We start from the raw sequence: 25,030 nt of genomic DNA on the forward strand, positions 1-25,030 counted from the left end.
CCGGGGCGGTGGATCAATTGAGCGAGAAAATCCTACATGTCACTAGAAAATGTTCTCCCTGTGTTCCCGGCTGCTGGATATATCGGCGGCAAGCGCAATCTGGCGCGTCGCCTCATTTCGATCATCGGCCAAGTGCCGCACAGCAGCTATGCCGAACCGTTCGTTGGGATGGGCGGCATCTTCCTGCGGCGGCCGACGCGGCCGAGGGCGGAGGCGATCAACGACATCAGCGGCGACGTCGCGACCTTCTTCCGCATCCTTCAGGAGCATTACCCCTATTTCATCGACATGCTGCGCTGGCGCGTAACGAGTCGCGCCGAGTTCGACCGGCTGCGCGCTCTGCCCGCTGACCGGCTGACGGATCTGCAACGGGCGGCGCGGTTCCTATATCTGCAACGGCTTGCGTTCGGCGGGAAGGTGTCGGGCAGAAATTTCGGTGTCGATCGCGTCGGCGGCGGGCGGTTCAATGTGACGAAGCTGGAGCCGATGCTCGCGGACATCCACGAACGATTGGCGGGCGTCGTCATCGAGCAGCTGACCTATAGCGACTTCATCCGGCGCTATGATCGGGACGGCGCACTGTTCTATCTCGACCCGCCCTATTGGGGATGCGAGACAGACTATGGCCAGGACGTCTTTTCCCGCGACGACTTCGCCCAGCTGGCCGATCAGCTAGCGGGGATCAAGGGCAAGTTCCTGCTATCGATCAACGCTACGCCGGGCGCGCGCGATACGTTCGCTCGGTTCCATGTCTCCGAAGTCCCGACCACCTACACAGTCGGGGCGCAGGCCAAGCCGGTCGCCGAACTGATCGTGAGCAACTTCCCGCTGCCCGGCTGATACTTCGCCAATGCTGAGATGATGAAAGGGTGGTCCGCATAGCGCGGGCCGCCCTTTCTTTTGGCGCGTAACAATATGTCGTCGCCTGCCGGGCCGGTCTGCTGTCATCTTCGACCGTCGAGGCCCGCGGCGACCCCTGACCCCCGGCCACGGCGGCCCTATCGGGCAGGCAGGGGGTGCTGCCCTCGAAAGCGCGCTTTTCCCCCCGCCTCGCCCGCGCGCTTTTTATGTCCCTTTTGATGCAGTGACGGCATGGGCCGCGAGCCGGGGCAAGTCCTAGGCGGATCTAGGTTCCGGTAGGCCGGTCGGCTGATGCGAATAGATGCACCTGAACGCGCTGATCGCGCGGCAATCTCGACGAGGAAGATTTAGGCTCGTTTCGACCTGGGCGCCCCCTGGGAAGCCCCCGGTGGCGCGTAAGCGACACCGGCCCCCGACGGTGCGTCGGGAGTGCTTCTTGGCCCAATTGGACGACGGTGATGGGGTTCCCCTCAAATTAACGTCTCGCGGAGCGAGTCCATTTCCCCTTTTATATTCCTACCCCTGGATAGTGTCGGGACTCCCGACTAGCGCTATCCCGATCATCGAGCGTGTTTTCGAGAGAATTCAAAGCGGCGAGAAGTACCGGATCATCGACCCGTGAGGCCGCCTGCATGCCCTCTGGAGCCTTGCCGCGTCGCTTGATGACCTTGCGCCGTAGTGCCGCTTTGAATGTCGCCCAGACCCGCTTGGGGGCAGAACTGAGATCGAAGAAAAATGCGTTGCTGATCTGCTCACGTTGCGGACCAGCGAGGCCCACCGTCTCTGCGACGACGGTGCGCCTGACCCAGCGAAGGCCGAGCCATTTCGCGAATCGCTTGCAGGCCTCGATAGCGGTGGCGCGATGGCAGCCCGCGCGGTCCGCCAGTTCCTGATAGCTGGGGTCAAGCTGGCCCGTCTTGAAATCGATCAGCTTCAGGAAGCTGAGCAAGATTCGGCGGTCGCCATCCTGAAGCCGGTCGCCTTCCTTATAGCGGCTGACTCGCTGGTCATGCAGCAGTTCATCAAATGCCTGGAGGACAGCGCCGATCCAGTCCCAACCATGATGCACTGGTTGGAAGACCTGCGCTCGCTGATCGTCAATATCATAGCTGTTGCGGCGGGGGGTCCGCTTGCGATCAGGATCTTTGCGATCGGTAAAAGCACCAGCGATGTCACCAAAGGACAGCGCGGTCATGCGCGCGATCCTTCACAATGTGCGGAAAAGTGGAGTTGCGTCTTGCGTTCGGCGAGCACAGTATGCCCCTTAGAAACGCAAAGATCTGGATAGGTATCTTATCGTTGGTAGCGGAGGAGGGACTTGAACCCCCGACACGCGGATTATGATTCCGCTGCTCTAACCAGCTGAGCTACTCCGCCCCATGGGGCCGCGCGGGGCGTGTCGCCCTGCGGTGAGGCGGCGCTATACGCAGCGGGGGCGGGTCGGTCAACGGGGGTAATGCGGGTGGCACGCAACTTATTTGCGGCGTACGCTCCAGCCTGTGGGCAGCGCCGTGGGATAGGCCGCCATTGCGCCCGAATCGATCGCGCCCACGGCTTCGCTCACCAGCGGGCCAAGCTGGCTCATGTCGGGATTATGGCCTGCGCCCGGTACGGTCAGCAGGGTGGCGGGCTTGCCCGCGGCGGCGAACAGCGCGTCGGCCTGGCTCAGCTCAACCCGGTCATCGGCGGTGCCAAGCATCATGACGAGCGGCGCATGAATCTTGGTCGCCGCGTCCAGATTGTTCCATTTGTCCGGCAGCAGTAGTCCGACACCACCGGATGCCGATTCCTCCAGCTTGTCGAACGTGGAAAGTGTGACCACGCCTGTCACTGGCACGGTCGCCCCGACATGCAGCGCCACTGCACCGCCCAGCGAATGGCCGACCAGAAAGACATGCACGCCCGGTCCGATGAGTTCTCGCGCCCGCGCCACGAAGGCGCGGCCATCGGCCATCAGCCCGGCCTGCGTAGGACTGCCCGGATTGCCGCCAAAGCCGCGATAGGACACGACGATGACATGATCGCCGCGCCCGGTCAGATGTTCGGCATAGCGGGCCGCGACCCCCTGGTTCGATCCGCGGCCGTGAAAGAAGAGGATGATGTCGGGATCGCCCGGATCACCCGGCCAATAATAGCCGGTCAGCGCCAGCCCATCCTCGGTCCGCACCGGCAGCGATTGGGGCGGTGCCTTGGTCCATTGCGCGACGCTGATCGGCGTGGCGTCGGCTTTATAAATCTGTTCCCGCACGCCCGAAGCGCAGGAGGCCAGCATCAGTGCCGCCGCAATAAAAGCCGTTTTCCCGCCCCGCATCATCGTCCCCGTGCCGTTCTGTGCCAAGAATAGCGCAATCACGGGGGTCTGCGTCATTTTTCTGTTGCAATCCGTTTTGGGCCAAGTCCTAATGCTGCAATGCACAACCGGCCATGATGGCTGAGGGAGGATCGACAACTTGCCCTTCCATGAAATGTTTGAGCCTGATGGTTCGATACGCCCCTGCTACGCTGAAGTGCAGAAATGGGTGGAGCGAACGGGCATTTCCGGGCTTAACCGTCGACTGGACGAGGCAGAGGCGATTTTCCGCCGCATCGGCATCACCTTCGCCGTCTATGGCGAGGGGGGCGACCCGGAACGGCTGATCCCCTTCGACCTGCTACCGCGCATCTTCACCGCGCAGGAATGGCGCGTGCTGGACAAGGGCATCCGCCAGCGCGCCCGTGCGCTCAACGCCTTTCTGCACGATATCTATCATCGCGGCGAAATCGTGAAGGCCGGCATCATGCCCGCCGACATCATCTATCAGAACAGCGCCTATCTGGCGGAAATGGCCGACTTCTCGCCACCCGGCAAAGTCTATAGCCATATCGTGGGCATCGACATCGTCCGCACCGGGCCGGGCAGTTTCGAGGTGCTGGAGGATAATTGCCGCACCCCGTCCGGCGTGTCCTACATGCTCGAAAATCGCGACATCATGACGCGCATGTTCCCCGAACTGTTTGCGCAGGGGATCGTAGCGCCGGTCGATGATTATCCCGCCGAACTCTTGAAAAGCCTCAAGGAAGTCGCGCCGCCCGCGTGCAAGGGCGATCCGGTCGTCGTCGTCCTCACTCCCGGTTCGCTCAACAGCGCTTATTATGAGCATAGTTTCCTCGCCGACCTGATGGGCGTCGAGCTGGTCGAACCGGCGGACCTGTTCGTCGATGAAGGCCGGGTGTGGATGAAAACCACGCTGGGACCAAAGGTGGTCGACGTCATCTATCGCCGCATCGATGATGAATATCTCGATCCGTTGGTGTTCCGCCCCGACAGTTTGCTGGGTGTGCCGGGCATCTTCAACGTCTATCGCAGCGGCGGTGTCACGCTGGCGTCGGCACCCGGTTCGGGCATTGCCGATGACAAGGCGGTTTATATCTATGTGCCGGAAATGATCCGCTTCTATCTGGGCGAAGCGCCGATCCTGGACAATATCCAGACCTGGCAGTGCAGCAAGCCCGACGAATGTGCCTATGTGCTGGAAAATCTGCACGATCTGGTCGCCAAGGAAGTCCATGGATCGGGCGGCTATGGCATGTTGATCGGGCCGAAATCGTCGAAGGATGAGGTGGAGGCCTATGCCGCCCGCATCCGCGCCGATCCGGGCAAGTTCATCGCCCAGCCGACGCTGGACCTGTCCACCGTGCCAACGCTCGGTCCGGCCAGCGTCGTCGGTCGCCACGCCGATTTCCGTCCCTACTGCCTGGTCGGTAAGCAATTGCGGCTGGTCCCCGGCGGCCTCACCCGCGTCGCGCTGACCGAAGGATCGCTGGTGGTCAACTCCAGCCAGGGCGGCGGGGTGAAGGACACATGGGTCATGCAGGATTGATGATGGCTCGCCACACACACTCACATCCGTTCGGGCTGAGCTTGTCGAAGCCTTCGCCTGAGCGTCAGCGAAGGCACCTCGCTTCGCTCGGTGTAGTCCTTCGACTTCGCTCAGGACGAACGGAATATGGGATAGTCACATGCTGAGCCGGACCGCCGAAAATCTCTACTGGATGGCGCGCTATATGGAGCGGGCGGAGGCCACCGCGCGGCTGCTGACCATGGGGCAGCGCATGGCCATCCTGCCCGGCGCGCATCATCGCGACGAATGGCGCTCCGTCGTGCGCGCCACCGGCAGCGGGCACCAGTTCCCCGAAGGGGTGCAGGTGACAGAAAGCGATGTCGTGTCCTTCCTGATGCTGGACCTCGACAATCCCAGCTCGATCCGATCCTGCCTGCTCAAAGCCCGGTCCAACGCCAAATCGGCGCGCACCATGCTGACGCAGGATATGTGGGAAGCACTCAATGATGGCTGGCGCAAGCTGGACAGCTATGATGTCGGCGAAGCGCGGCAACAGCTGCCCGCCCTCATTGACTGGGTCAAGACGCGGGTGATGACCTTCCGTGGAGCCACGCATTCGGGCCAGCTGCGTAATGAAGGCCATGATTTCCTGCGTTGCGGCTCCGCACTGGAGCGGGCGCAGATGACGCTGCGGCTGCTGGACGTCAAATATTATGTCCTGCTGCCCGAAACCGAAGTCATCGGCGGCAATCGGGATCATTATCAATGGACATCGGTGCTGCACGCTTTGTCGGGCAGCCGCGCCTATCATCATGTCTATGGCGGCACCTATACGCCCTGGCAGATCACCGATTTCCTGATGCTCAACCGCATGTTCCCGCGCAGCGTTGCCTATTGCTACGACCAGCTGGCCTATCGCCTGCACCGGCTGGAGGGCTGGCACGGCACGCGCAATCCCTGCCATGACACGGTGCAGCAGATGGTGGCCGCGCTGGAACAGCTCGACAGCGGTGAAATCTTCCGCTTCGGCCTGCACGAAACGGTGCAGCATGGGCTGAAAATGACCAACCAATTGGGCGGGGAAATCGCCCAGGCCTATCATTTCGGCTGAAGCGGGGAAGGGGGGGCTTTCATGAAATTGCTCGTCCGCCACCAGACCGTCTATCGCTATGACGCCTCGGCCGGGCGGGTGGCGATGCGGTTCAAGCTGATGCCGGTTAGCACACCTGCACAAACGGTGCTGGACTGGCAGGTCAGCGTGAACGGTGATGTGCTGACCGGTTTTCGTCCCAACAGCTATGGCGAGATGGAAACCATCTGGATTCGCCACGACCGGCAGGATCATGCCGTGATCGTCGCCGAAGGGCTGGTCGAGACCCGCGAGACTCATGGTGTGGTCGGCGCGCCGGCCAGCCGCGTCAATCCACTATACTATCTGCGCGAAACCGCGCTCACCCGCGCGTCGGATGGCATCGCCGCCATGGCCCGCGCCACGCCCGAAGGCGACGGCCCGCTGTCAAGGCTTCATGCGCTGTCCGCCGCCGTCATCGAGGCCGTGGGCTATCGCGCGGGTGTCACCAATTCCGCCACCACCGCCGCGCAGGCCTTTGCGCTGGGGGCAGGGGTGTGCCAGGACCATGCCCAGATATTTATCGCCGGGGCGCGATCGCTCGGCATTCCGGCGCGCTATGTGTCGGGCTATCTGCTGGCGGGGGATGGCAGCGAATTGCACGAAACCCATGGCTGGGCCGAAGCGCTGGTGCCGGAACTGGGCTGGGTCGGCTTCGATCCGTCCAACCGCGTGTGCGTGACCGAACGCTATCTGCGGGTAGCCAGCGGGCTGGACGCCGACGAGGCCGCGCCGATCCGCGGGACGATCACGGTTGCGGGCGATATCTCGATTGACGCGGACGTTCGTATCGCGCAGGCGGATGACGGCGTCGAGGAACGGCAGTTGCAGCGGCAACAGCAGCAGTCTATCCCGCCGTCCGACGCGCAGCATTGATCTAAGCTTTCGGGGACGGCGACGAATGACCTATTGTGTGGCGGTGCGGGTTGACCAGGGATTGGTCATGCTGTCCGATACCCGCACCAATGCGGGCATGGACAATATCGCCCGCTTTCGTAAGAGCTTTACCTATCTGGTCGAGGGCGAACGGGCCATCACCCTGCTCTGTTCGGGGAACTTGTCCATCACCCAGGGGGTGAAGGCCACGCTCAGCAAGGCGATCAAGGACGCCAAGCTCGACCCCGACGTCGAAACCATCCTTAATTGCAGCACCATGCACCGCGTCGCGCAGATTGTCGGCGATGCGATGCGCGCGATGCAGACCCGATACCGCGAAAGCATCGAAATGGGCGGCTCCGGCGCCAGCGCCTCGATCATGATCGCGGGCCAGCGGCGGGGCGGCAAACCGCGCCTCTACCTCGTCTACAGCGCGGGCAATTTCATCGAAGCGACCGAGGACACGCCCTTCTTCCAGATCGGCGAGCATAAATATGGCAAGCCGATCCTGGACCGCATCATCAAGCGCGAAACCACGCTGGAGGACGCGACCAAGGCGGTGCTGGTATCGATGGATTCAACCCTGCGCTCCAACCTTTCGGTCGGCATGCCGCTCGACCTGACGGTCATCCCGACCGACAGATTCGACTTCCGCGTCCGCACCCGCATCGAAGCCGATAATGAAGAATTCGCCATGATCTCCCAAAGCTGGAGCGCCGCGCTGCGCAAAGGGTTTGAGGATCTGCCCAACGTATTGGATTGAGCCGGGCGGGACATCGACGAAGCCCGTTTCAATGCAGGATTTTCTCCGATTTCTGGCCGCAGATGGATCATCCGGCGTGCCACCAACACCCCCGCTTCCCACGCCCCAAGCAAATCCTTCGCTTGCCTGTGCGCCGTCACGGCCTATCTCTCCCATCAACACGAATCGCAGTTGAAAGCCTGATATGACCGCCACCCACTCGACCCGTATGCTCATCCTCGGTTCCGGCCCGGCCGGGCTTTCCGCCGCCATTTACGGCGCGCGCGCGGGTCTGGCGCCGATCGTTGTGCAGGGGATGCAGCCGGGCGGGCAGCTCACCATCACCACCGACGTCGAAAATTATCCCGGTTTCAAGGATGTGATCCAGGGACCATGGCTGATGGAGCAGATGCAGGCGCAGGCCGAGCATGTCGGCGCGCAGATGATGTATGATCAGATCGTCGATGTGGACCTGTCGCAGCGCCCGTTCCGGCTGACCGGCGACGGCGGCGTGGTCTATGTTGCCGACACTTTGGTGATCTGCACCGGCGCGCAGGCGAAATGGCTGGGCGTTCCGGGCGAGGAGCATTTGCAGGGCAAGGGTGTGAGCGCCTGCGCCACCTGCGACGGTTTCTTCTATCGCGGCAAGAAGGTGGTGGTCATCGGCGGCGGCAATACCGCGGTCGAGGAAGCGCTGTACCTCACCAACCACAGCCATGACGTGACCCTGATCCACCGCCGCGACACGCTGCGCGCCGAAAAGATCCTGCAGGAACGGCTCCACGCCCATCCGAACATCAAGGTGCTGTGGAACAAGGCGGTCGATAAATTCGTCGGCGGTGGCACGCCCGAAGGGCTGGTCGGCGTGGACCTGATTGACACGGTGACCGGCGAAAAATCGCACGAGCCGACCGACGGCGGCTTCGTCGCGATCGGCCATCACCCCGCGACCGAACTGTTCACCGGCAAGCTGCCGATGGATGAAGGCTATCTGCTGGTCGAAAAGGGCACCACCCGCACGTCCATCCCCGGCGTATTCGCGGCGGGCGACGTCACCGACAAAATCTATCGTCAGGCGGTGACGGCAGCGGGCATGGGCTGCATGGCGGCACTGGACGTGGAGAAATTCCTGGCGGAGGCTGATTTCGAGGCGATGGTCGAGGCGTAAGTTACCGCCGTTCGCCCTGAGCGAAGTCGAAGGGGTCCGCCGAGCGTAGCGAGGTGCCTTCGCCTCCGCTCAGGCAAGGGCTTCGACTTCGCTCAGCCCGAACGGTTAAACACGATATTGAGCAGATCAGCCTGCCACCTTGCCCCGCGCAAAAGCCACCAGCGACCCGAATGTTTCGAACGTATCGCCGTCGATATCGTCGTCCTCGATCAATATGTCGAAGCGATCTTCCATTTCGGTCAGCAGTCCCGCGACCGCCATCGAATCCAGTTCCGGCAGCGCGCCGAACAAGGGTGTGTCGGCGTTGAAACCGTCCACCTGATCCTGCGAAAGGCCCAGCACGTCGCGCAACAGCGCCCGTGTCAGAAGTTCGATGTCGTCGGCCTCTCCGACCGGCTGAGGATTTTGCGCCCGCATGATGGGCGATGTCCTAGTGGCTCGCGGCCTATCCGACAAGCGCGGAAATGGCGGTACGGGCCGCGGGCAGCCAGTTGGACGCATGACGCGGGTTGAAGGCATCGATGCGATGGAGCGGCACCCGTTCCTCCATCCAGTCGGCCTTATAGGCATTGTCGCCGGTGCCATAGTCGATCATCGCCACGCCATCGCCATCAATCGCCTGCGCAAACATCGCATGGCTCAGCAGCGTGCCGGGCGACCCGGCGTCATGGGCGCGATCATGGGAGAGTTTGTGAATGAGGGCCACGTCCTTCTCGACCGTCCACAATTGAGTGGCGACTGCGCGGCCCCTGTCCCCCACTGCGTCCCGCGCAAAGCCCAGCCGCAAGCGTCCTGCCTCACTCTCCCGGTCGGCCAAAGCGCGCAGGAAATCGAGGCCTGGCTCCGGTTGCTTCCAACTGCGCCCATGCACATCGACATAGTCGCGCCACAGATCGTCAGTCAGGTGATCGCTGATCGACAGGTCATAGCGACTGCCCCGCGCCCGGCGCTTGACCAATGTGCGCAGCCGTCCGGGGCGGCTGGCCCAATAGGTTGCGAAATCGCGCCCCGCTACCCGCAACATATGCCGCCCGCCCATTGGCCGCGACAAAGCGAACCATCCGGTCCGGCGCAGGCTGGCGAGCAGGTCGGCACCTGCTTCGACCGGGTAGAGATCAATCTGGCTGGTGGTGCGCAACAGGTGGCCGCTCAGCGCATCGAGCAACCGCGCCCGTTGCCCGGCATCGGGATCACCCGTAAATTGCGGCGACCAGTTGAAACTATACCAGTTGGCCAGCGCCGACACCCGGCGACTGTCGCGGCCAAGCAGGAACAGCCATGCCTGTACGCCGTCAGATTCTGCCACGACCACCCGAACCGGGACGTCGGCAAAGCAATGACGGTGCAGCAAATCGAACCAGTCGAACCTTCCAAACAGACAGGGCATAGCTTCACGGTCGAGACGGCCATGCAGCGTGTCCCGCACATCTGCGAGGCTGTGATATTCCCTTGTCGTCGGCAACCGACTATCTCCGCATTCGTCAGAGAGCGGTTTAGGGGTAAAGTCTGGAAATGGAGTTAAGCGTGCCCCAAGCAGACCAGCCACCGATGATCCTGCCGATCGACCATCTGCTGCTGCGCGCTGATCCGACCCGCGCGGCGCTGGACGGGCGGTCGGGCAGCTATAATTTCGCTGAACTGGAAGAGACGCTGGGGCGGCTGGCGGGCTGGCTGGCGGGGTTTGGGCTGGAGCCGGGCGCGCGAGTGGCCAGCTGGATCGCCAAGGGACCGGTTGCCGCGCTGATGCCGCTGGCTGCGCCGCGCGCGGGTCTGGTCCATGTGCCGGTGAACCCGCTGCTCAAACACGCGCAGGTTGCGCATATATTGGCGGACAGCGGGGCGGCGCTGCTGATCGGCACGACGGCGCGACTCGCCACGCTGACGCCGGGCGAAGTGCCAGACGGATGCCAGCTGCACCGCGAGGATGACGCCGCCTGCGCCATGAGCGGCGGCACCGCGCTGGGGCCGTCGGAAGGCGCGCCGGACGATCTCGCCGCCATTCTCTACACCAGCGGATCGACCGGACGGCCCAAGGGGGTGATGCTCAGCCATGCCAGTCTCTGGCTGGGCGCGGTCGCGGTGGCCGATTATCTCGGCCTCACGCCACAGGACCGCACCGCCTGCGTCCTGCCGTTCAGCTTCGACTATGGGCAGAATCAGCTATTTTCGACATGGATTGCGGGTGGCTGTGTTTATCCGCTCGATTATCTGACGGCGCGTGACGTCATGAAGCTGGTCGACCGGCGCGACATCACGACGCTGGCAGGCGTCCCGCCGCTCTGGGTGCAGCTGACCGAACTGGACTGGCCGCCGGAGGCCGCGGCCAAGCTCAAACGCCTGACCAACAGCGGCGGTGCGCTCACCCGGCCGCTGGTGGCCAGGCTGCGCGCGATCTTCCCGAAGGCCGACCTCTATCCCATGTATGGCCTGACCGAAGCCTTCCGCTCGACTTATTTGCCGCCAGCACTGGTCGATAGTCATCCCGACTCGATGGGATCGGCGATTCCCTTTGCCGAGATACTCGTGGTCCGTCCCGATGGCAGCATCACCGATGACGACGAGCCGGGCGAACTGGTCCATTGCGGCCCGCTGGTGGCGCAGGGCTATTGGCGTGATGCCGCCCGCACCGCCGAACGCTTCAAACCCGCGCCGCCCGCGTCCCGCTATGGCGGGATGGCGGTCTGGTCGGGTGACACGGTGCGGCGCGACGCTGAAGGCTTGCTCTATTTCGTCGGGCGCGATGATGCGATGATCAAGTCGGCGGGCAACCGTATCAGCCCAACCGAAATCGAGGAGGCCGCCGTCGCCGTGTCGGGCGTGGCCGAAGCGGTGGCGCTGGGGATGAAGGATGAAAGGCTGGGGCAGGCGGTGAAACTCCTGTTGCGAGCCTCCGGCCCGGACGTCGCCCCGGCGGTCGCCGCCCACCTCAAGGCGGAACTGCCCAATTTCATGCAGCCGCGCGAAATCCTTGTGCTGGCCGCTTTTCCCCGCAATCCCAACGGCAAGATTGATCGAGTCGCATTGGCGCGGGAGTATGGCATTTGAAACCGATGGGACCGATCCCGCCTTGGTTTGCGGGCGAAGAGGGGATGTTGCTGGTCGGCGGCTATGGCGCGGCCAGTCTGGTGGACGAGGCGGGGGATACGCCGCTTTTTGCCTATGACATGGATATAGTCGCGGCGCAGATCCGCCGCTTCCGCGAAGCGATGCCCAAAGCGCTGCACCTCCATTATGCGATCAAGGCGAACCCCTATGCGCCGCTGCTGAACGCGATGGCAGGACAGGTGGACGGCTTCGATATCGCGTCGGGCGGTGAACTGGAGATGGCGCTGGCGGCGGGGATGGACCCGGCGCGGATCAGCTTTGCCGGGCCGGGCAAGCGCAATGACGAACTGGAAGCGGCGATCTTTGCCGGGGTGACGCTCAACCTCGAATCCGAAGGGGAGGGGCGGCGCGCGCTCGCCATCGGCAGGCGGATCGGCAAGACCCCGCGCGTCGCGGTGCGGGTGAACCCTGACTTTGATCTTAAGGGATCAGGGATGCGGATGGGCGGCGGTGCCAAGCCCTTTGGCGTCGATGCCGACCGTGCCGCCGCTCTCGCCCGCGCGATGATAGACGGCGGCGCGGACTGGCGCGGCTGGCATATCTTTGCGGGCAGCCAAAATCTGGACGCGATGGCGATCATCGAAACGCAGGCAGCGACGATCGCTCTGGCTGCTCGCCTGTCCGAAGCGGTTGGCCTTACCCCGCCGCTGGTCAACCTGGGCGGCGGCTTTGGCCTTGCCTATTTCCCCGGCGATGTGTCGCTCGATATTCGCCCGATCGGCGTCGCGCTCGATACCGCGCTCGAATCGCTGCCGGATAGTCTCAAGGGCAGCGCCTTTGCGATCGAACTGGGCCGCTGGCTGGTCGGGGAGGCGGGGGTTTACCTGACCCGCGTGGTCGATGTGAAGGTCAGCCAGGGCGAAACCTTTGTCATCGTCGATGGCGGACTGCATCATCAACTGGCGGCCAGCGGCAATTTCGGCACCGTGGTCCGCCGCAACTATCCGATCGCACTCGCCAACCATTTTGGCGCAGCACCCGCGGGCGATCCGGTCACGGTGGTGGGCTGCCTCTGCACGCCGATCGACCGGCTGGGCGACAAGATCGCGCTGCCGCCGGTGCAGGAGGGCGACCTGATCGCCATTTTCCTTGCCGGAGCCTATGGCGCATCGGCCAGTCCCGCAGCATTTCTTGGCCATCCAAGTCCTCGCGAAGTTTTACTTGGATGAGTTGTTGGTGACTTAACTCCTAACGGTATCTTTACCCTTTCCCGGCAAGAAGAGGTCGGAAGCCCTGTGCTGACCGACCCGCCTTGCCCTCTTTGGCGGCTGGTCGCGCATGGCCGCACAAAGAGGTGAGATTATGCGTTTCGTGTCGGTTTCCAGGCTCCTGATCGGTGCATCGCTGCCCGCTTTTGTCCTGTCAGGCTGCGCTTCGGGTGGTGCCAGCGGACCGCAACTGCCGCCAGCCTCCTTCGTTTCGACGCGCGAAGGGCCGGGCGAGGAATATATTATCGGCCCATTGGACGACCTCACCATCTTCGTGTGGCGCAATCCTGAATTGGGCGCGAAGGTTCAGGTGCGCCCTGATGGCCGCATCACCACGCCGCTGATCACCGACATGCCAGCCGTGGGCAAGACGCCCAAGATGCTGGCGGACGACATCAAGCTGGCGCTGACCCAATATATTGAAAATCCGCTGGTTTCGGTGATCGTCAATAATTTCAGCGGCACGTTCAGCCAGCAGGTGCGGATTGTCGGCGCGACTGAAAAGCCCGCTTCCATCCCCTATCGCGCGAACATGACTTTGCTCGACGCGATGATCTCGGTCGGTGGCCTATCCGAATTTGCAGCGGGCAACCGCGCGCGGCTGGTCCGGTTCAACAAGAATACCGGCAAGCAGCAGGAATATCAGGTCCGCCTCAACGACCTGCTCAAAAAGGGCGACACCAAGGCGAACGTCATGCTCGCCCCCGGCGACGTCATCATCATTCCCGAAAGCATGTTCTGATCATGGCCGGTCTCTACGACGAATTGCTGCTGCTGCTCCACGGTGTCTGGAGCCGACGCTGGGTCGCGCTGGGCGTGGCCTGGGGCGTGTGCATGTTGGGCTGGCTGGGCGTGGCGCTCATCCCCAACAGCTATCAGTCCAAGGCGCGGGTCTATGTGAACACCCAGTCGCTGCTGGAGGACAAGGTGGGCATCACCCAGGTCCAGTCGCAGCAGGATCTCGACCGGGTGCGCAGCACACTGGCGAGCGCGGAGAATTTGGAAAAGGTGGTGCGCAACACCGACCTGTCGCAGAGCGTGTCCAGCCAGCGCGACATCGCGGCCAAGATCTCCAAGCTGCGTGAGAATATCACCGTGATGGCGCAGGCTGACCCCAGCATGATCGACATCAGCGCGACATCGGCTGACAGCAGCCTGTCGGACGGCGCGAACGCGCGGATTTCGCAGCAGATCGTGCAGAAGCTGATCGACATTTTCCAGGAGGAAAATCTTTCCGGCGACCGCAACGAAACCAAGCAGAGCCTCGCCTTCCTCGACCAGCAGATTGCGGCGCGGGGCAAGCAGCTGGAGGCCGCCGACCAGCGCCGCGTCGAATTTGCGCAGCGCTATGTCGGGCTGTTGCCCGGTGCCGGTTCGATCAGTCAGCGGATGGATGCCGCGCGGCAGGAAATCAACACGATCGATTCGCAACTGGTTCAGGCACAGAGCGCGCTGAGCGCGATGAACGGCCAACTGGCGGGCACGCCGCAAAGCCTGCCGGGCGTTGGCCCGTCGGGCGGGCCTTCGGCACTGGGTCAGGCGCAGGCCAACCTGGCCGGGATGCGCGCACGCGGCTGGACCGCCAATCACCCTGACGTGATCGCCGCCCAGCGTGAAGTCGAAGCCCTGCGCAAGGCAGGCGGCGGCGCGAACGGTGGTGGCGGCAGCACGCCCAACCCTGCTTATCTGTCGATCCGTTCGATGCAGGCCGAACGCGCCGCCACGGTGCAGGCGCTCGGCACGCGCAAGGCCCAGTTGCAGGCCGATCTCAACACGATGATGGCCAAGCAGGTCAATGAACCCGGCGTCGCGTCGGAGCAGGAAAAGCTCGACCGCGATTATGAGGTCCTGAAAACCCAATATGACAAGCTGCTCGCCGACCGAGAGGAAATCCGCCTGCGTGGCGAGGTCAAGACCGAGACCGGCTCCGTCCAGTTCCGCGTCATCAACCCGCCCAGCGTGCCCACTGCGCCTGCAGCGCCCAACCGGCCTTTGCTGTTGCTGGCTGTGCTGATCCTGGGGATTGGCGCAGGTGTCGGCGTCGCCTTTGCGATGGGCCAGCTCAAGGGGACATTCCCTACTGCCGCGCGGCTGGAACGGGCGATCGGCCTGCCGGTCGCAGGCTCCATCAGCCAGACGATCAGTGCGGCGCAGGTTGCCATCGATAAGCAGCGGATGAAATGGTTTGCCGGGGCCAGCGGTGGCTTGGCCGCTGTCTGCCTGCTGCTGATCGTCGTCGAATTCGTCCAGCGCGGTATGGCGTGAAGGAGCCAGGGAATATGAACCAGCATAGCTCCATCAAGGGCGGATCGCTGATCGAGCGGGCGACGGAAATCTATGATTTCTCCGCGGCCCTGCGTGGTCGTGCAGCCCCCGCCGTCGATATCCCCGCCGACCTGCCACCCGCGCCGGTTGCGGCTGACCCTGTGTCGGCTTCACCGTCGGCCTTTCGCGCTTTGCCCTGGACCGGCCCGGTCCAGCCGATCGACCGCATCAAGCTGGAGGAGGCCGGTTTTCTGCGCCCCGACGGCGCCGTCACCGCGATGAGCGAGGAGTTTCGACTGTTGAAGCGCGACCTGCTCGCCCAGCTACAGGGGCAGGAGCGCGGCAATCGCATCCTGATCTGCTCGGCCCATAGCGGCGAGGGCAAGACTTTTTGCGCGATCAATCTGGCGCTCAGCCTGGCGGCGGAAAAGGATCGCGAAATCCTGCTGGTCGACGCCGATTTCGGCAAGCCCGGCATACCTGAAACTTTGGGGCTGGCGGGTGGTCCCGGTCTGATGGACGCGCTGGCCGATCCGACGATTGCGATCGAGGATATCGTCATCCGTACCGACCTGCCGTCGCTGTCGGTCCTACCCGCCGGGCAGCGCAGCAATGCGGACACCGAATATCTCTCATCCGCCCGCACCGAACAATTGCTCGCGCGGCTGACCGAGGGGCGGCCTGAACGCATCATCATCTTCGATTCGCCGCCCTTGCTGGCGGCATCGCCCGCCGCCGTGCTGGCCAGCCATGTGGCGATCGCGCTGCTGGTCGTGCGTGCCGACAGCACATCGGAAAGCGCGCTGCGCGACGCTGCCGGAATGCTCAAGGGCGGGGCGCAGGTCCAGCTTCTGCTCAATGCCGTCCGCTTCCATGGCGGCGGTCGTCGTTTCGGCAGCTATTATGCCAAGGGGAATAGTGCGTCATGACCGTCCGTCAGTGGATCTGCGGCGCTTCGCTCGCCGCGCTGGCCGCAGCGAGTGCGCCAGCATTCGCCCAGACGACCAGCGCGAATCGGCGCGTCAATGTCACGCCCTATATCGGCGTGGATCAGGTGGTGATGGGTCCGCTCAAGGGCGATGGCGACGTGCTGACCTACACCAATGTGACTGCCGGAGTAACAGCCGAAGTCCAGACCCGCCGGGTCGAGGCGGTGATCGACCTGCAATATAATCACAGCTTCAGTTGGAGCAAACAGGTGCCCGATCAGGATGTGCTGAGCGGTATCGCCAGCGCAACCGTCAATGTTGCGCGTGGTCTGTCGCTCCACACCGGCGGCATGGCGTCGCGGGTGCGGACCGATGGCTTGTCGGGCGCATCGACGCTCAATGACAGCTACACCAGCCAGGTCTATGCTGGTTATATCGGCCCGGCCTACACGACGCAGATTGGCGACATCACCGTCAACGGCTCCTATCGGCTGGGCTATGCGCGGGTCGAGGATGACCTTGATTCCAACTTCTCCAACGCGCCCGTCAGCGGCTCTTTCGCAGATAGCTGGACGCATAACCTGACCGGATCGGTCGGCTTTGCCCCCGGCACATTGCTCCCGGTCGGCCTGATCGCCAGCGCGGGCTATGACCGCGAGGATGCAAGCCAGCTCGACCAGCGGTTCGAGGATAAATGGGGTCGGGTCGATGCCACGCTGCCGGTATCGCGCACGGTCGCGCTGATCGGCGGCATCGGCTATGAGCAGATCGAGATCAGCCAGCGTTCGCCTCTGCTGGACCCGGCGGGCGTGCCGGTCATCAGCAACGGTCGCTATGTCACCGACAAAAGCTCACCCCGCGCGCTGATCTATGAATTTGACGACATCATCTGGGACGCGGGCGTATTGTGGCGGCCCAGCCGCCGTACCTCGCTTCAGGCACAGGTCGGCCAGCGTTATGGCGGTATGACCTATCAGGGCCGCTTCACATGGCAGGGCGCAAACAGCAGCTTTGCCGTCATAGTGTTCGACGGTATCGACAGTTTCGGCCGCCTGATCACGGCCAACGCCGCCGCGCTTTCGGGCAACAGCTTTGATGTGGCGCGCAACCCCTTCACCGGGGACATTACCGGCTGCGCCTTCTCCACCACCGGCGGGGGACAGTGCTTCAACGATGCGCTGGCAGGCATCACCGACGCCAATTTCCGCTATCGCGGCGTTTCGACCCAATATTCGCTGCGGCGCGGTCAATGGGGCTGGGGCGTAGGTGCCGGCTATTCGCAGCGCAAGTTCATCACGCCGCAGGGGCAGAGCGTCCTTGTGCGCGGGTCGAAGGACGAGAACTGGTACGGCAATGCGTCGATGACCTATATGTTCAACGATCGCGACAGCATCGATACGGTCGCCTACGTCAATTATTTCGACGCCAGCGGCGGTCGCCCCGACGTTCTCAATTATGGCGCGTTCACCAGCTATTACAAAAGTCTGACCCGTCGCCTGTCGGCATCGGCATCGGTCGGTGTGGATGGCGTGCAGGCTGATGACATCGACACGGTGATCAACGCGATGGGCCAGGTCGGCCTGCGCTACAGCTTCTAACGGGTCGGTTGGAGAATTTAGATGTACGATCAATATTATGGATTGCAGGGCCGCCCGTTCCAGCTGACGCCGGACCCGCATTATTATTTTGAAAGCGCGACCCATCGCAAGGCATTGTCCTATCTGGGCTATGGTCTGGCGCAGGGCGAAGGCTTCATCGTCATCACCGGCGACATTGGTGCGGGGAAGACGACCCTTGTTGGCCATTTGATGCAGACGATCGACCCGGTGCGGCTGACGGCGGTGAAGATCGTATCGACCCAGGTGGAGGGCGACGACATGCTGCGCCTCGCCGCGCAGAGCTTTGGCCTGACGACCGATGGCCTGCCCAAGGCCGCGACGCTGCAAAAAATCGAAGGCTTCCTTCACGCCCAAGCGCGCGCCGGACGGCGTACCCTGCTGATCGTGGACGAGGCGCAGAACCTGCCCGTGTCCGCGATCGAGGAATTGCGGATGCTGTCCAATTTTCAGCTGGGCGGGCAATCGCTGCTCCAGATTTTCCTGCTGGGTCAGCCGGAATTTCGCGACCTGCTCAAATCGCCGCAGTTGGAGCAATTGCGCCAGCGCGTCATCGCCACCCACCATCTCGAACCGATGATGGCCAAGGAAGTCGAGCCTTATATCATCCATCGCCTGACCGTGGCGGGCTGGGTCGGCAACCCGACCTTCACGCCTGCCGCCTTCGCCGCGCTCTATGCCGCGACCGGTGGCGTGCCGCGCCGTCTGAACGCGCTGGTCAGCCGCGTGCTGCTGATGGGCGCGATCGACCAGTTGCGCGAGATAGACGCAGATGTGGTGCAGGCTGTCGTCGCCGACATGGGGCTTGATGTCGATGTCGCCCCCGAACCTGTTGCGCCGTCGCTGCTCGACACGGTCGAAGAGGCTGAGGAAGCAGCTGTGGCGGAAGCCGAGGTAGAAGCTGTCGCCGAGCAGGAAGAGGCAGAAGAGGCAGCACCAGCGCCTTTCGCTGCCCCCTTTGCCGCGCCAGTGATCGATGATGCGCCGACGGTTGAGCTATCGCCGGACATCGAAATGGACGAACCCTTTTATACGGCGTTCGACGCTGTGGAGGAACCGGCTGAGATCTGGGCCGCCGAGGACGAGCCAGCGGTGGAAGAGCCGGTGGCTGTCGAACAACATCAGCCGGAACAGGCCATGCCGCAACCCGTCGCCACGATCGACGCGGCACAGGTCGAAGCGCTGCGCCACGACATGCTGGCGGAGATTGAAGGGCTGCGGGCGGAAATCTCCTCGCTGCGGGCGGTGCAGGCCCATGTGCCTTTCGCCCCTGCGCCGACGGTCGATCCCGAAGCGCTCAAGGACTGCTTCACCCTGATCGAGGAACGGCTGCAATCGCTGGAGTTCCGCGCGGAGGAACAGGACACGGCGCTGCGCCGGGTGCTGACGCTGCTGGTCGACTGGGTCGAGCGGGAAGAACGAATGGCCGCGCCGCGCGACAGCGCTGCCGCCTGACACAGGACTTGCCCCCGGCGGGCGGCCCGACCAAGGTGCGCAACATGATACAGAACGCCCTGTCCGTCGATGTCGAGGACTGGTTTCAGGTCGGCGCATTTGAGCGCACGATCCGGCGCGCCGACTGGGACGGCCTGACCCACCGTGTCGAGGGCAATACCGACGCGGTGCTGGACCTGTTCGCGCAAGCGGGCGTAACCGGCACCTTCTTCACGCTGGGCTGGGTCGCGGAACGCTATCCCGCGCTGATGCGCCGCATCGTCGAGGCGGGCCATGAGGTCGCCAGCCATGGCTATGATCATGCCCGCGTGTTCACCTTCACGCCGGAGCAGTTTCGCGCCGACCTGCGCAAATCACGCGCGATCCTGGAGGATGCCAGCGGGCAGGCCGTTACCGGCTATCGTGCGCCCAGCTTCTCCATCGACCCGCGCACGCCATGGGCGCATCCCATATTGGCAGAGGAGGGCTATCGCTATTCCTCCAGCGTCGCGCCGATCCGGCACGATCATTATGGCTGGCCCGATTCGCCGCGCTTTGCGTGGAAACCGGTGCCGGGGTCCGATCTGGTCGAACTGCCCGTAACGACTGCAAAGCTGGGCAAGCGCACGCTGGCGGCCGGGGGCGGGGGCTTCTTTCGCCTCTTGCCCTATGGCTTTTCGCGCTGGGCGATCCGGCAGGTCAATGCGCAGGCGGGGCGGCCCGCGATCATCTATTTCCACCCATGGGAGATCGACCCCGACCAGCCGCGCCGCGCCGACGCGCCGCTGCGGTCGCGGGTGCGCCACTATACCAACCTGTCGGTCATGGCGGCCAAGCTGCGCCGCCTGACCCGCGATTTTGCCTGGACGCGGGTGGATGCGCTGGCCGATGCGCAGGCGGCGCTCGCGCCATGATGCTGGGCAACGGCGCAGGCATGGCCGTCACCATGATGGACCTGGCCGATCCGGCGCAGGCGCGCGCGGTCGATGCTTTTGTGCTGGGTCATGCCGACGGATCGCCCTTCCATCGCCCCGCCTGGCTGAACGCGATCGAACAGGCCACCGGCAATCGCGCGCTGCTGCTGGCGGCGGTCGGGCCGTCGGGGCGGATCAGCGGCATCCTGCCTTTGCACCATGTGCGCAGCCGCCTGTTCGGTGCGGCTCTGGTGTCCACCGCCTTCGCCGTCGATGGCGGGATATTGGCGGACGACCACCGCGCCGTTGCTGTGCTGGCGGCGGCGGCCCAGACTCTGGCGAGTGAGCGCGGTGGCCTGTCGCTGGAATTGCGAGGTGGCCCGGCGCCGGGCGACCATTGGCAAAGACTGGAAGGCGCGCATGTCGGTTTCGTCCGTTCGCTGGCCGCCGATGACGAGGCGGAATTGCTGGCCGTCCCGCGCAAGCATCGCGCCGAACTGCGCAAGGCGCTCGCCAATCCAGCGCTAAACGTGGATATCGGTCGCGAGGCACGCCATCTGCACGACCATTTCCATATCTACGCCACCAGCGTTCGCAATCTTGGCACCCCGGTTTTCTCGCCGCGCCTGTTCCGCGCGGTGCTGGACCATTTCGGCGAAGATGCCGATATATTGATCATCCGGGAGGATGAGCGGCCAGTTTCCGCCGTCCTGACGCTCTATCACAATGGTCGGGTCATGCCCTATTGGGGTGGCGGTCTGGCCGACGCGCGGCGGCTGCGGTCCAATGAACTGATGTATTATCGCCTGATGGCCCATGGCCGCGCGCGCGGCATGACCCATTTCGACTTTGGCCGGTCCAAGGTCGGCAGCGGGCAGGCGGCGTGGAAAAATAGCTTCGGCTTCGAACCCCGGCCTCTGGTCTATCATGGCTGGTCGGCGGACGGCGCGCAGCGCGACGTCGATCCCGGCAGCGCCCGCTATCAGCGCCGCATCGCGCTGTGGAAAAAATTGCCGCTGCCGATCGCCAATCTCATCGGCCCGTTCATTTCACGCGGTCTTGGTTGAAACGGATACGAAATGTTCAGCCCCAGCGTGTAGATCGGGCGGCAGGGTGGTAACAGGAATGACGTCCATGAATATGATTAGCGGACTGGCCGTCATCGTCGAGGAGGCGCGTCTGACCGACGCCGCCTGCGTCGCTGAACTGGACGCCTGGGTCTGCGCGCATCCCGATTCGACGCCCTTCCACCGCCCCGCCTGGATCATGGGCGTGGAGGCGGGAACGGGCCAGAAAGCCAAGATGCTGGTCGCGCGGATGGCGGATGGAGAGATTATCGGGCTGCTGCCGCTCACCTATATCCGGTCCGCCCTGTTTGGCCGGGCGTTGGTCGGCAGCGGTTTTGCCGTCGATGGTGGCCTGCTGACAACCCATCGCAAGGCTGGCCCTGCGCTCACCGATGCCGCCTGGACGCTGGCTGAAAAACTGGGCTGTTCGACGCTGGAACTGCGCGGCGGGGAGGCGCCCGATGGCACGGTGTGGCAGGAGAAAGCCGACGCCTATCTGGGCTTCTCCCGACCGCTGGCCGCCGATGACGAGGCGGAACTCAAAGCGGTGCCCAAGCGCCATCGCGCCGAAATCCGCAAAGGGCTGGGCAATGATCTGACCTTTGAATGTGGCCGCGACAAACGGCTGCGTGACATTCATTACCGGCTGTACGCCCACAGCGTTCATAATCTGGGGACACCGGTTTTTCCCCGCGCGCTGTTCGACGCCATGCTCGACCGGCTGGGCGAGGACGCGGACATTGCTGTGGTGTCGAAGGACGGCAAGCCACTGTCGGCCGTCATCAGCTTCTATCATCGGGGTGCCTGTATGCCATACTGGCACGGCGCGGCGGAAGGGGCGCGGCCGATGCGTTCCAACGAAGTCCTTTATTTCCTGCTGATGCGCCAGTCGCGTGAGCGTGGCTTGACGACCTTCGACTTTGGCCGGTCGAAGGTCGGCACCGGCCCTGCCGCCTGGAAAAGGACCTGGGGCTTTGAAGGCGAACCGCTCGGCTATTATCTGCGCACCGCGCCCGGCAAGGAGACGCGCGACGTCAATCCGCTCTCGCCGCAATATCGGCGCAAGGTGGAATTGTGGAAGAAGCTGCCCGAATCGATCGCGACCTGGATCGGCCCGCATATTGCGCGGGGGCTGGGATGACCGGCGACATATTGTTTCTGTGTCATCGCATCCCGTTCCCGCCCGATCGCGGCGACAAGATCCGTTCCTACCATTTGCTCAAGCGCCTCGCGCAAATCGCGCCGGTCCATGTCGGCTGCTTTGGCGATGATGATCGCGACATGGGCTATGCCGCCGAACTGGCGCAGGTCGCGGCCAGCCAATGCCTGCTTCGCCGCGACCGGTCGAAGGTCGTGGCGGGGCTGACCGGCCTCGCCAAGCGTCAATCGTTGCTGGTGTCGCTGTTCGATCATCCCGGCCTGCATCAATGGGTGGCGCAGACATTGGCGCAGCGGCCCATCCGCGCGGTCGTCGCTTATTCGGCGCAGATGGCGCATTTCGTGCCGACACTGGCCGCCAATGTCCGTTTCCTGATGGATTTCGTCGATTTCGATTCGGCCAAATATGCCGCTTATGGCGCGGAAGGCTCCGGCCCGATGGCCTGGATCAACCGGCGCGAAGGGCGGGTGCTGCTCGATTTCGAGCGCGCCATCGCTCAGCGCGCCGATGCCTGCTCCTTCGTCAGCGAAGCCGAAGCGGCACTGTTCCGCAAGGCCTGCGGCCTTGGACCGGACCGTATCGTCGCGCTGGAAAATGGTGTGGCGCTGGATTATTTCGATCCCGCCACCGCCTTTCCCACTGTTGACCATGGCACCGGCCCGCTGCTCGTTTTTACCGGCCAGATGGACTATCGCCCCAATGTCGAGGCGGTCGAAAGTTTCGCGCGCCAGACTTTGCCCGCCATCCAGACCGTCCACCCGCAGGCCCGCTTCGCTATCGTTGGCCGTAATCCGACCAAGCCTGTTGAAGCGCTGGCCGACCTGCCCGGCGTGATCGTAACCGGCGGTGTCCCCGATGTGCGCGGTTGGCTGGCGGCGGCAGATGTCGTCGTCGCGCCATTGCGGATCGCGCGCGGTATCCAGAATAAGGTTCTGGAGGCGATGGCGATGGCCCGGCCCGTCGTCGCCTCTCCGCAGGCTGCCGAAGGGATAGACGCTGCGGACGTCACCGAATTTCTGGTCGCCGCCAATCCGGCGGAAGAAGCCGCCAAGGTCATCGCCCTGCTGGCCGATCCCGCGCGCGCTGGCCGGTTGGGTGTGGCTGCGCGCGAACGGATGGAGGCGCGCTATCGCTGGTCGGCGACGCTGGCCGGATTGCCCGATCTGCTGTTCGGGCGCGAAGCGGGGTCGCAGGCCGCATGACCGTTCGCGCACTTCCCCTTGGCCGGTTGCCGCTGGTTGATCTGACCGGATGGCGCGGCCATCTGATCGCGCTGGGCGTGGTCGCCTTTGCCATATTGGCGCTGTTCCATGCCGATGTCTGGTCGATGGTCTCGATCTGGTGGAACGCCTCCACCTTCGGCCATTGCCTCTTCATTCCGCCGCTGATCGCCTGGCTGGTGCAGCAACGACTGCCCGGCCTGCGCCAGTTGGAACCGGTTGCGTGGACGCCGGGCTTGATCTGGCTGGCGCTAGGCGCACTCGCCTGGCTGGTCGGCGCGGCAGCGGGCGTGGCGATGGTGCGCCATGGCGCGCTGGTCGTGATGCTACAGGGCGCGACCATTGCGCTGCTGGGACCGGCGGTGGCGCGGGCGCTGATCTTTCCGCTCTTCTACGCCTTCTTCATGGTCCCGTTCGGTGAGGAGATCGTCCCGCCGCTCCAGCTGGTGACGGCGCGCCTGGCCATGATCTTCCTCGACCTGTCGGGCGTGCCTGCCCATATGGAGGGCATATTCATCACCACCCCGACCGGCTATTTCGAGGTCGCCGAAGCCTGTTCGGGCGCGAAATTCCTGATCGCCATGACCGCCTATGGCGTCCTGGTCTGCAATGTCTGCTTCCGCACCTGGCCGCGCCGCATCCTGTTCATGACCGGCGCGCTCGGCCTGTCGGTGCTGGCCAATGGCGTGCGCGCCTTCGCCACCATCCTCGTCGCGCACCTGACCAGCGTGGACGCCGCGGTAGGCTTCGACCATGTCGTCTATGGCTGGGTCTTTTTCGCGATCATCATGGTCGTAGTCATGGCCACCGCCTGGCCCTTTTTCGATCGCAAGCCGGGCGATCCTTGGTTCGATCCCTCGCATTTGCAGGGCGCGGTCCGGCATCGGACATCGACCGGCACGGTGGGGGGGATCGCCCTCGCGTTGATCGTCGCCGCGCCGCTTTGGCTGACAGCGACTGCCGCGAGCGCCGATCCTTTGCCTTCACGAATCGATCTGCCGGTCGTGAAGGGCTGGACCCGCACCGACCCGGCGCGAATCTACCCCTGGAAGCCCCGCTTCGACGGCGCGGATCATCGCGTCACAGGCCATTATCGCAACGGCGCAGGGCAACTCGTCGATCTCACCATCGTCGCCTATGCCCGGCAGGATGAAGGCCGCGAACTGGTCGGCTTTGGTCAGGGCGCGGCAGACCCCGACAGCCAATGGGTCTGGTCCTCACCCGCCCGCGCGCCCGCCAACGCGCGCGGTGAACAGATTACAGCGCCCGGCCCGGTGGTCCGCCATGTCGTGAGTTTCTATATCGTCGGGCAGGGCGCCCCCACCGGCAGCAGGCCCAAGGTCAAGATCGAAACGATGAAGGCGCGCCTGCTGGGGCAGGACCAGCGCGCCATTGCCATCCTCGTGTCGGCGCAGCAGGGTGAAGGCCAGCCCGCCGACGCCGCGATCAGCGCCTTCCTGACTGATTTGGGCGACGTGCAGCTTTTGGCTGACCGCGCCATGGGCTTGCGCTAGGG

22 protein-coding genes and 1 tRNA gene are annotated in these 25,030 nt (G+C 63.9%); 18 read left to right on the forward strand and 5 right to left on the reverse strand.

Translation table 11 applies throughout. The annotated features are described in order from the left end of the window. The first annotated feature begins 36 nt into the window (after positions 1–36). Entirely contained in the window at positions 37–840 is an 804-nt protein-coding gene (locus ACODSR_RS00975) for a DNA adenine methylase (protein ID WP_489072865.1), read from the forward strand. A 529-nt stretch (positions 841–1,369) separates the two neighbouring features. Here the strand turns inward: ACODSR_RS00975 and ACODSR_RS00980 are convergent. From ACODSR_RS00980 to ACODSR_RS00990, 3 genes are all read right to left on the reverse strand, one after another. Beyond that, on the reverse strand, positions 1,370–2,056 hold the full coding sequence (locus tag ACODSR_RS00980) for a hypothetical protein (protein ID WP_489072867.1): 687 nt from the start codon (positions 2,054–2,056) through the stop codon (positions 1,370–1,372). A 105-nt stretch (positions 2,057–2,161) separates the two neighbouring features. Then, positions 2,162–2,238, reverse strand: a tRNA-Met gene (locus tag ACODSR_RS00985). A gap of 97 nt (positions 2,239–2,335) precedes the next feature. After that, the gene (locus ACODSR_RS00990; RefSeq protein ID WP_489072869.1) at positions 2,336–3,229 is read right to left on the reverse strand and encodes an alpha/beta hydrolase; all 894 of its coding nucleotides are present in this window, start codon (positions 3,227–3,229) and stop codon (positions 2,336–2,338) included. An 82-nt stretch (positions 3,230–3,311) separates the two neighbouring features. Between ACODSR_RS00990 and ACODSR_RS00995 the strand changes: the two genes are divergently transcribed. From ACODSR_RS00995 to trxB, 5 genes are all read left to right on the forward strand, one after another. Next, the gene (locus ACODSR_RS00995) at positions 3,312–4,721 is read left to right on the forward strand and encodes a circularly permuted type 2 ATP-grasp protein (protein ID WP_489072871.1); all 1,410 of its coding nucleotides are present in this window, start codon (positions 3,312–3,314) and stop codon (positions 4,719–4,721) included. Between the two features lie 139 nt (positions 4,722–4,860). Continuing rightward, a complete protein-coding gene (locus tag ACODSR_RS01000; RefSeq protein WP_006953330.1) occupies positions 4,861–5,793 on the forward strand; it encodes an alpha-E domain-containing protein in 933 nt (310 codons plus the stop codon). A 21-nt stretch (positions 5,794–5,814) separates the two neighbouring features. Then, positions 5,815–6,687 carry a transglutaminase family protein gene (locus tag ACODSR_RS01005; protein ID WP_489072873.1) on the forward strand — a complete coding sequence of 291 codons (873 nt, stop codon included), beginning with the start codon at positions 5,815–5,817 and terminating at the stop codon, positions 6,685–6,687. Positions 6,688–6,712: 25 nt separating this feature from the next. Next, positions 6,713–7,450, forward strand: a complete 738-nt coding sequence (locus ACODSR_RS01010) for a proteasome-type protease (RefSeq protein ID WP_217675016.1) — start codon at positions 6,713–6,715, stop codon at positions 7,448–7,450. A gap of 184 nt (positions 7,451–7,634) precedes the next feature. After that, complete coding sequence (gene trxB / locus ACODSR_RS01015; RefSeq protein ID WP_489072875.1) at positions 7,635–8,597, forward strand: thioredoxin-disulfide reductase; 963 nt, start codon at positions 7,635–7,637, stop codon at positions 8,595–8,597. Between the two features lie 126 nt (positions 8,598–8,723). On the opposite strand, the gene ACODSR_RS01020 is transcribed toward trxB, so the two are convergent. Continuing rightward, a complete protein-coding gene (locus ACODSR_RS01020; protein ID WP_489072877.1) occupies positions 8,724–9,014 on the reverse strand; it encodes a phosphopantetheine-binding protein in 291 nt (96 codons plus the stop codon). Positions 9,015–9,042: 28 nt separating this feature from the next. Then, entirely contained in the window at positions 9,043–10,059 is a 1,017-nt protein-coding gene (locus tag ACODSR_RS01025) for a GNAT family N-acetyltransferase (protein WP_489072879.1), read from the reverse strand. Between the two features lie 50 nt (positions 10,060–10,109). On the opposite strand from ACODSR_RS01025, the gene ACODSR_RS01030 reads away from it, so the two are divergent. From ACODSR_RS01030 to xrtA, 12 genes are all read left to right on the forward strand, one after another. Further along, positions 10,110–11,642, forward strand: a complete 1,533-nt coding sequence (locus tag ACODSR_RS01030; RefSeq protein WP_489072881.1) for an acyl-CoA ligase (AMP-forming), exosortase A system-associated — start codon at positions 10,110–10,112, stop codon at positions 11,640–11,642. Beyond that, positions 11,639–12,871, forward strand: coding sequence for a pyridoxal-dependent decarboxylase, exosortase A system-associated (locus tag ACODSR_RS01035; protein ID WP_489072883.1), 1,233 nt, complete (start codon positions 11,639–11,641; stop codon positions 12,869–12,871). The genes ACODSR_RS01030 and ACODSR_RS01035 overlap by 4 nt, the downstream gene beginning before the upstream one ends. Before the next feature lie 133 nt (positions 12,872–13,004). Then, positions 13,005–13,652: an XrtA/PEP-CTERM system exopolysaccharide export protein gene (locus ACODSR_RS01040; RefSeq protein WP_489072885.1), complete on the forward strand. Its 648-nt coding sequence runs from the start codon at positions 13,005–13,007 to the stop codon at positions 13,650–13,652. Positions 13,653–13,654: 2 nt separating this feature from the next. Further along, positions 13,655–15,175, forward strand: a complete 1,521-nt coding sequence (locus ACODSR_RS01045; RefSeq protein ID WP_489072887.1) for an XrtA system polysaccharide chain length determinant — start codon at positions 13,655–13,657, stop codon at positions 15,173–15,175. Between the two features lie 14 nt (positions 15,176–15,189). Continuing rightward, positions 15,190–16,104: an AAA family ATPase gene (locus tag ACODSR_RS01050; protein ID WP_489072889.1), complete on the forward strand. Its 915-nt coding sequence runs from the start codon at positions 15,190–15,192 to the stop codon at positions 16,102–16,104. After that, on the forward strand, positions 16,101–17,702 hold the full coding sequence (locus ACODSR_RS01055; protein WP_489072891.1) for a hypothetical protein: 1,602 nt from the start codon (positions 16,101–16,103) through the stop codon (positions 17,700–17,702). Before ACODSR_RS01050 ends, ACODSR_RS01055 begins: the two co-directional genes overlap by 4 nt. A 21-nt stretch (positions 17,703–17,723) precedes the next feature. Beyond that, positions 17,724–19,175, forward strand: a complete 1,452-nt coding sequence (locus tag ACODSR_RS01060) for an XrtA/PEP-CTERM system-associated ATPase (RefSeq protein WP_489072893.1) — start codon at positions 17,724–17,726, stop codon at positions 19,173–19,175. A gap of 44 nt (positions 19,176–19,219) precedes the next feature. After that, positions 19,220–20,068 carry an XrtA system polysaccharide deacetylase gene (locus tag ACODSR_RS01065; RefSeq protein WP_489072895.1) on the forward strand — a complete coding sequence of 283 codons (849 nt, stop codon included), beginning with the start codon at positions 19,220–19,222 and terminating at the stop codon, positions 20,066–20,068. After that, positions 20,065–21,135 (forward strand): FemAB family XrtA/PEP-CTERM system-associated protein, encoded by a 1,071-nt coding sequence (locus ACODSR_RS01070; protein ID WP_489072897.1) that lies wholly within the window; start codon positions 20,065–20,067, stop codon positions 21,133–21,135. Before ACODSR_RS01065 ends, ACODSR_RS01070 begins: the two co-directional genes overlap by 4 nt. A gap of 67 nt (positions 21,136–21,202) precedes the next feature. Continuing rightward, complete coding sequence (locus ACODSR_RS01075; protein ID WP_489072899.1) at positions 21,203–22,276, forward strand: FemAB family XrtA/PEP-CTERM system-associated protein; 1,074 nt, start codon at positions 21,203–21,205, stop codon at positions 22,274–22,276. Beyond that, on the forward strand, positions 22,273–23,496 hold the full coding sequence (locus tag ACODSR_RS01080; RefSeq protein ID WP_489072901.1) for a TIGR03087 family PEP-CTERM/XrtA system glycosyltransferase: 1,224 nt from the start codon (positions 22,273–22,275) through the stop codon (positions 23,494–23,496). The genes ACODSR_RS01075 and ACODSR_RS01080 overlap by 4 nt, the downstream gene beginning before the upstream one ends. Next, positions 23,493–25,028, forward strand: a complete 1,536-nt coding sequence (xrtA, locus tag ACODSR_RS01085) for an exosortase A (protein WP_489072903.1) — start codon at positions 23,493–23,495, stop codon at positions 25,026–25,028. Before ACODSR_RS01080 ends, xrtA begins: the two co-directional genes overlap by 4 nt. Positions 25,029–25,030 lie beyond the last annotated feature (2 nt).

The sequence above is a fragment of the Sphingobium sp. FG125 genome (assembly GCF_057809795.1).

Excerpts from the sequence above, each read along its gene's own strand:
- ACODSR_RS01010 (WP_217675016.1), top strand. The coding sequence starts at position 6,713 with ATGACCTATTGTGTGGCGGTGCGGGTTGACCAGGGATTGGTCATGCTG.
- ACODSR_RS01055 (WP_489072891.1), top strand. The coding sequence starts at position 16,101 with ATGACCGTCCGTCAGTGGATCTGCGGCGCTTCGCTCGCCGCGCTGGCC.
- ACODSR_RS00975 (WP_489072865.1), top strand. The coding sequence starts at position 37 with ATGTCACTAGAAAATGTTCTCCCTGTGTTCCCGGCTGCTGGATATATC.
- ACODSR_RS00990 (WP_489072869.1), bottom strand. The coding sequence starts at position 3,229 with ATGACGCAGACCCCCGTGATTGCGCTATTCTTGGCACAGAACGGCACG.
- ACODSR_RS01045 (WP_489072887.1), top strand. The coding sequence starts at position 13,655 with ATGGCCGGTCTCTACGACGAATTGCTGCTGCTGCTCCACGGTGTCTGG.
- ACODSR_RS01030 (WP_489072881.1), top strand. The coding sequence starts at position 10,110 with ATGGAGTTAAGCGTGCCCCAAGCAGACCAGCCACCGATGATCCTGCCG.
- ACODSR_RS01040 (WP_489072885.1), top strand. The coding sequence starts at position 13,005 with ATGCGTTTCGTGTCGGTTTCCAGGCTCCTGATCGGTGCATCGCTGCCC.
- ACODSR_RS01020 (WP_489072877.1), bottom strand. The coding sequence starts at position 9,014 with ATGCGGGCGCAAAATCCTCAGCCGGTCGGAGAGGCCGACGACATCGAA.
- ACODSR_RS01000 (WP_006953330.1), top strand. The coding sequence starts at position 4,861 with ATGCTGAGCCGGACCGCCGAAAATCTCTACTGGATGGCGCGCTATATG.
- ACODSR_RS01065 (WP_489072895.1), top strand. The coding sequence starts at position 19,220 with ATGATACAGAACGCCCTGTCCGTCGATGTCGAGGACTGGTTTCAGGTC.
- ACODSR_RS01070 (WP_489072897.1), top strand. The coding sequence starts at position 20,065 with ATGATGCTGGGCAACGGCGCAGGCATGGCCGTCACCATGATGGACCTG.
- ACODSR_RS01060 (WP_489072893.1), top strand. The coding sequence starts at position 17,724 with ATGTACGATCAATATTATGGATTGCAGGGCCGCCCGTTCCAGCTGACG.
- ACODSR_RS01005 (WP_489072873.1), top strand. The coding sequence starts at position 5,815 with ATGAAATTGCTCGTCCGCCACCAGACCGTCTATCGCTATGACGCCTCG.
- ACODSR_RS01050 (WP_489072889.1), top strand. The coding sequence starts at position 15,190 with ATGAACCAGCATAGCTCCATCAAGGGCGGATCGCTGATCGAGCGGGCG.
- ACODSR_RS01080 (WP_489072901.1), top strand. The coding sequence starts at position 22,273 with ATGACCGGCGACATATTGTTTCTGTGTCATCGCATCCCGTTCCCGCCC.
- xrtA (WP_489072903.1), top strand. The coding sequence starts at position 23,493 with ATGACCGTTCGCGCACTTCCCCTTGGCCGGTTGCCGCTGGTTGATCTG.
- ACODSR_RS01075 (WP_489072899.1), top strand. The coding sequence starts at position 21,203 with ATGAATATGATTAGCGGACTGGCCGTCATCGTCGAGGAGGCGCGTCTG.
- ACODSR_RS00980 (WP_489072867.1), bottom strand. The coding sequence starts at position 2,056 with ATGACCGCGCTGTCCTTTGGTGACATCGCTGGTGCTTTTACCGATCGC.
- trxB (WP_489072875.1), top strand. The coding sequence starts at position 7,635 with ATGACCGCCACCCACTCGACCCGTATGCTCATCCTCGGTTCCGGCCCG.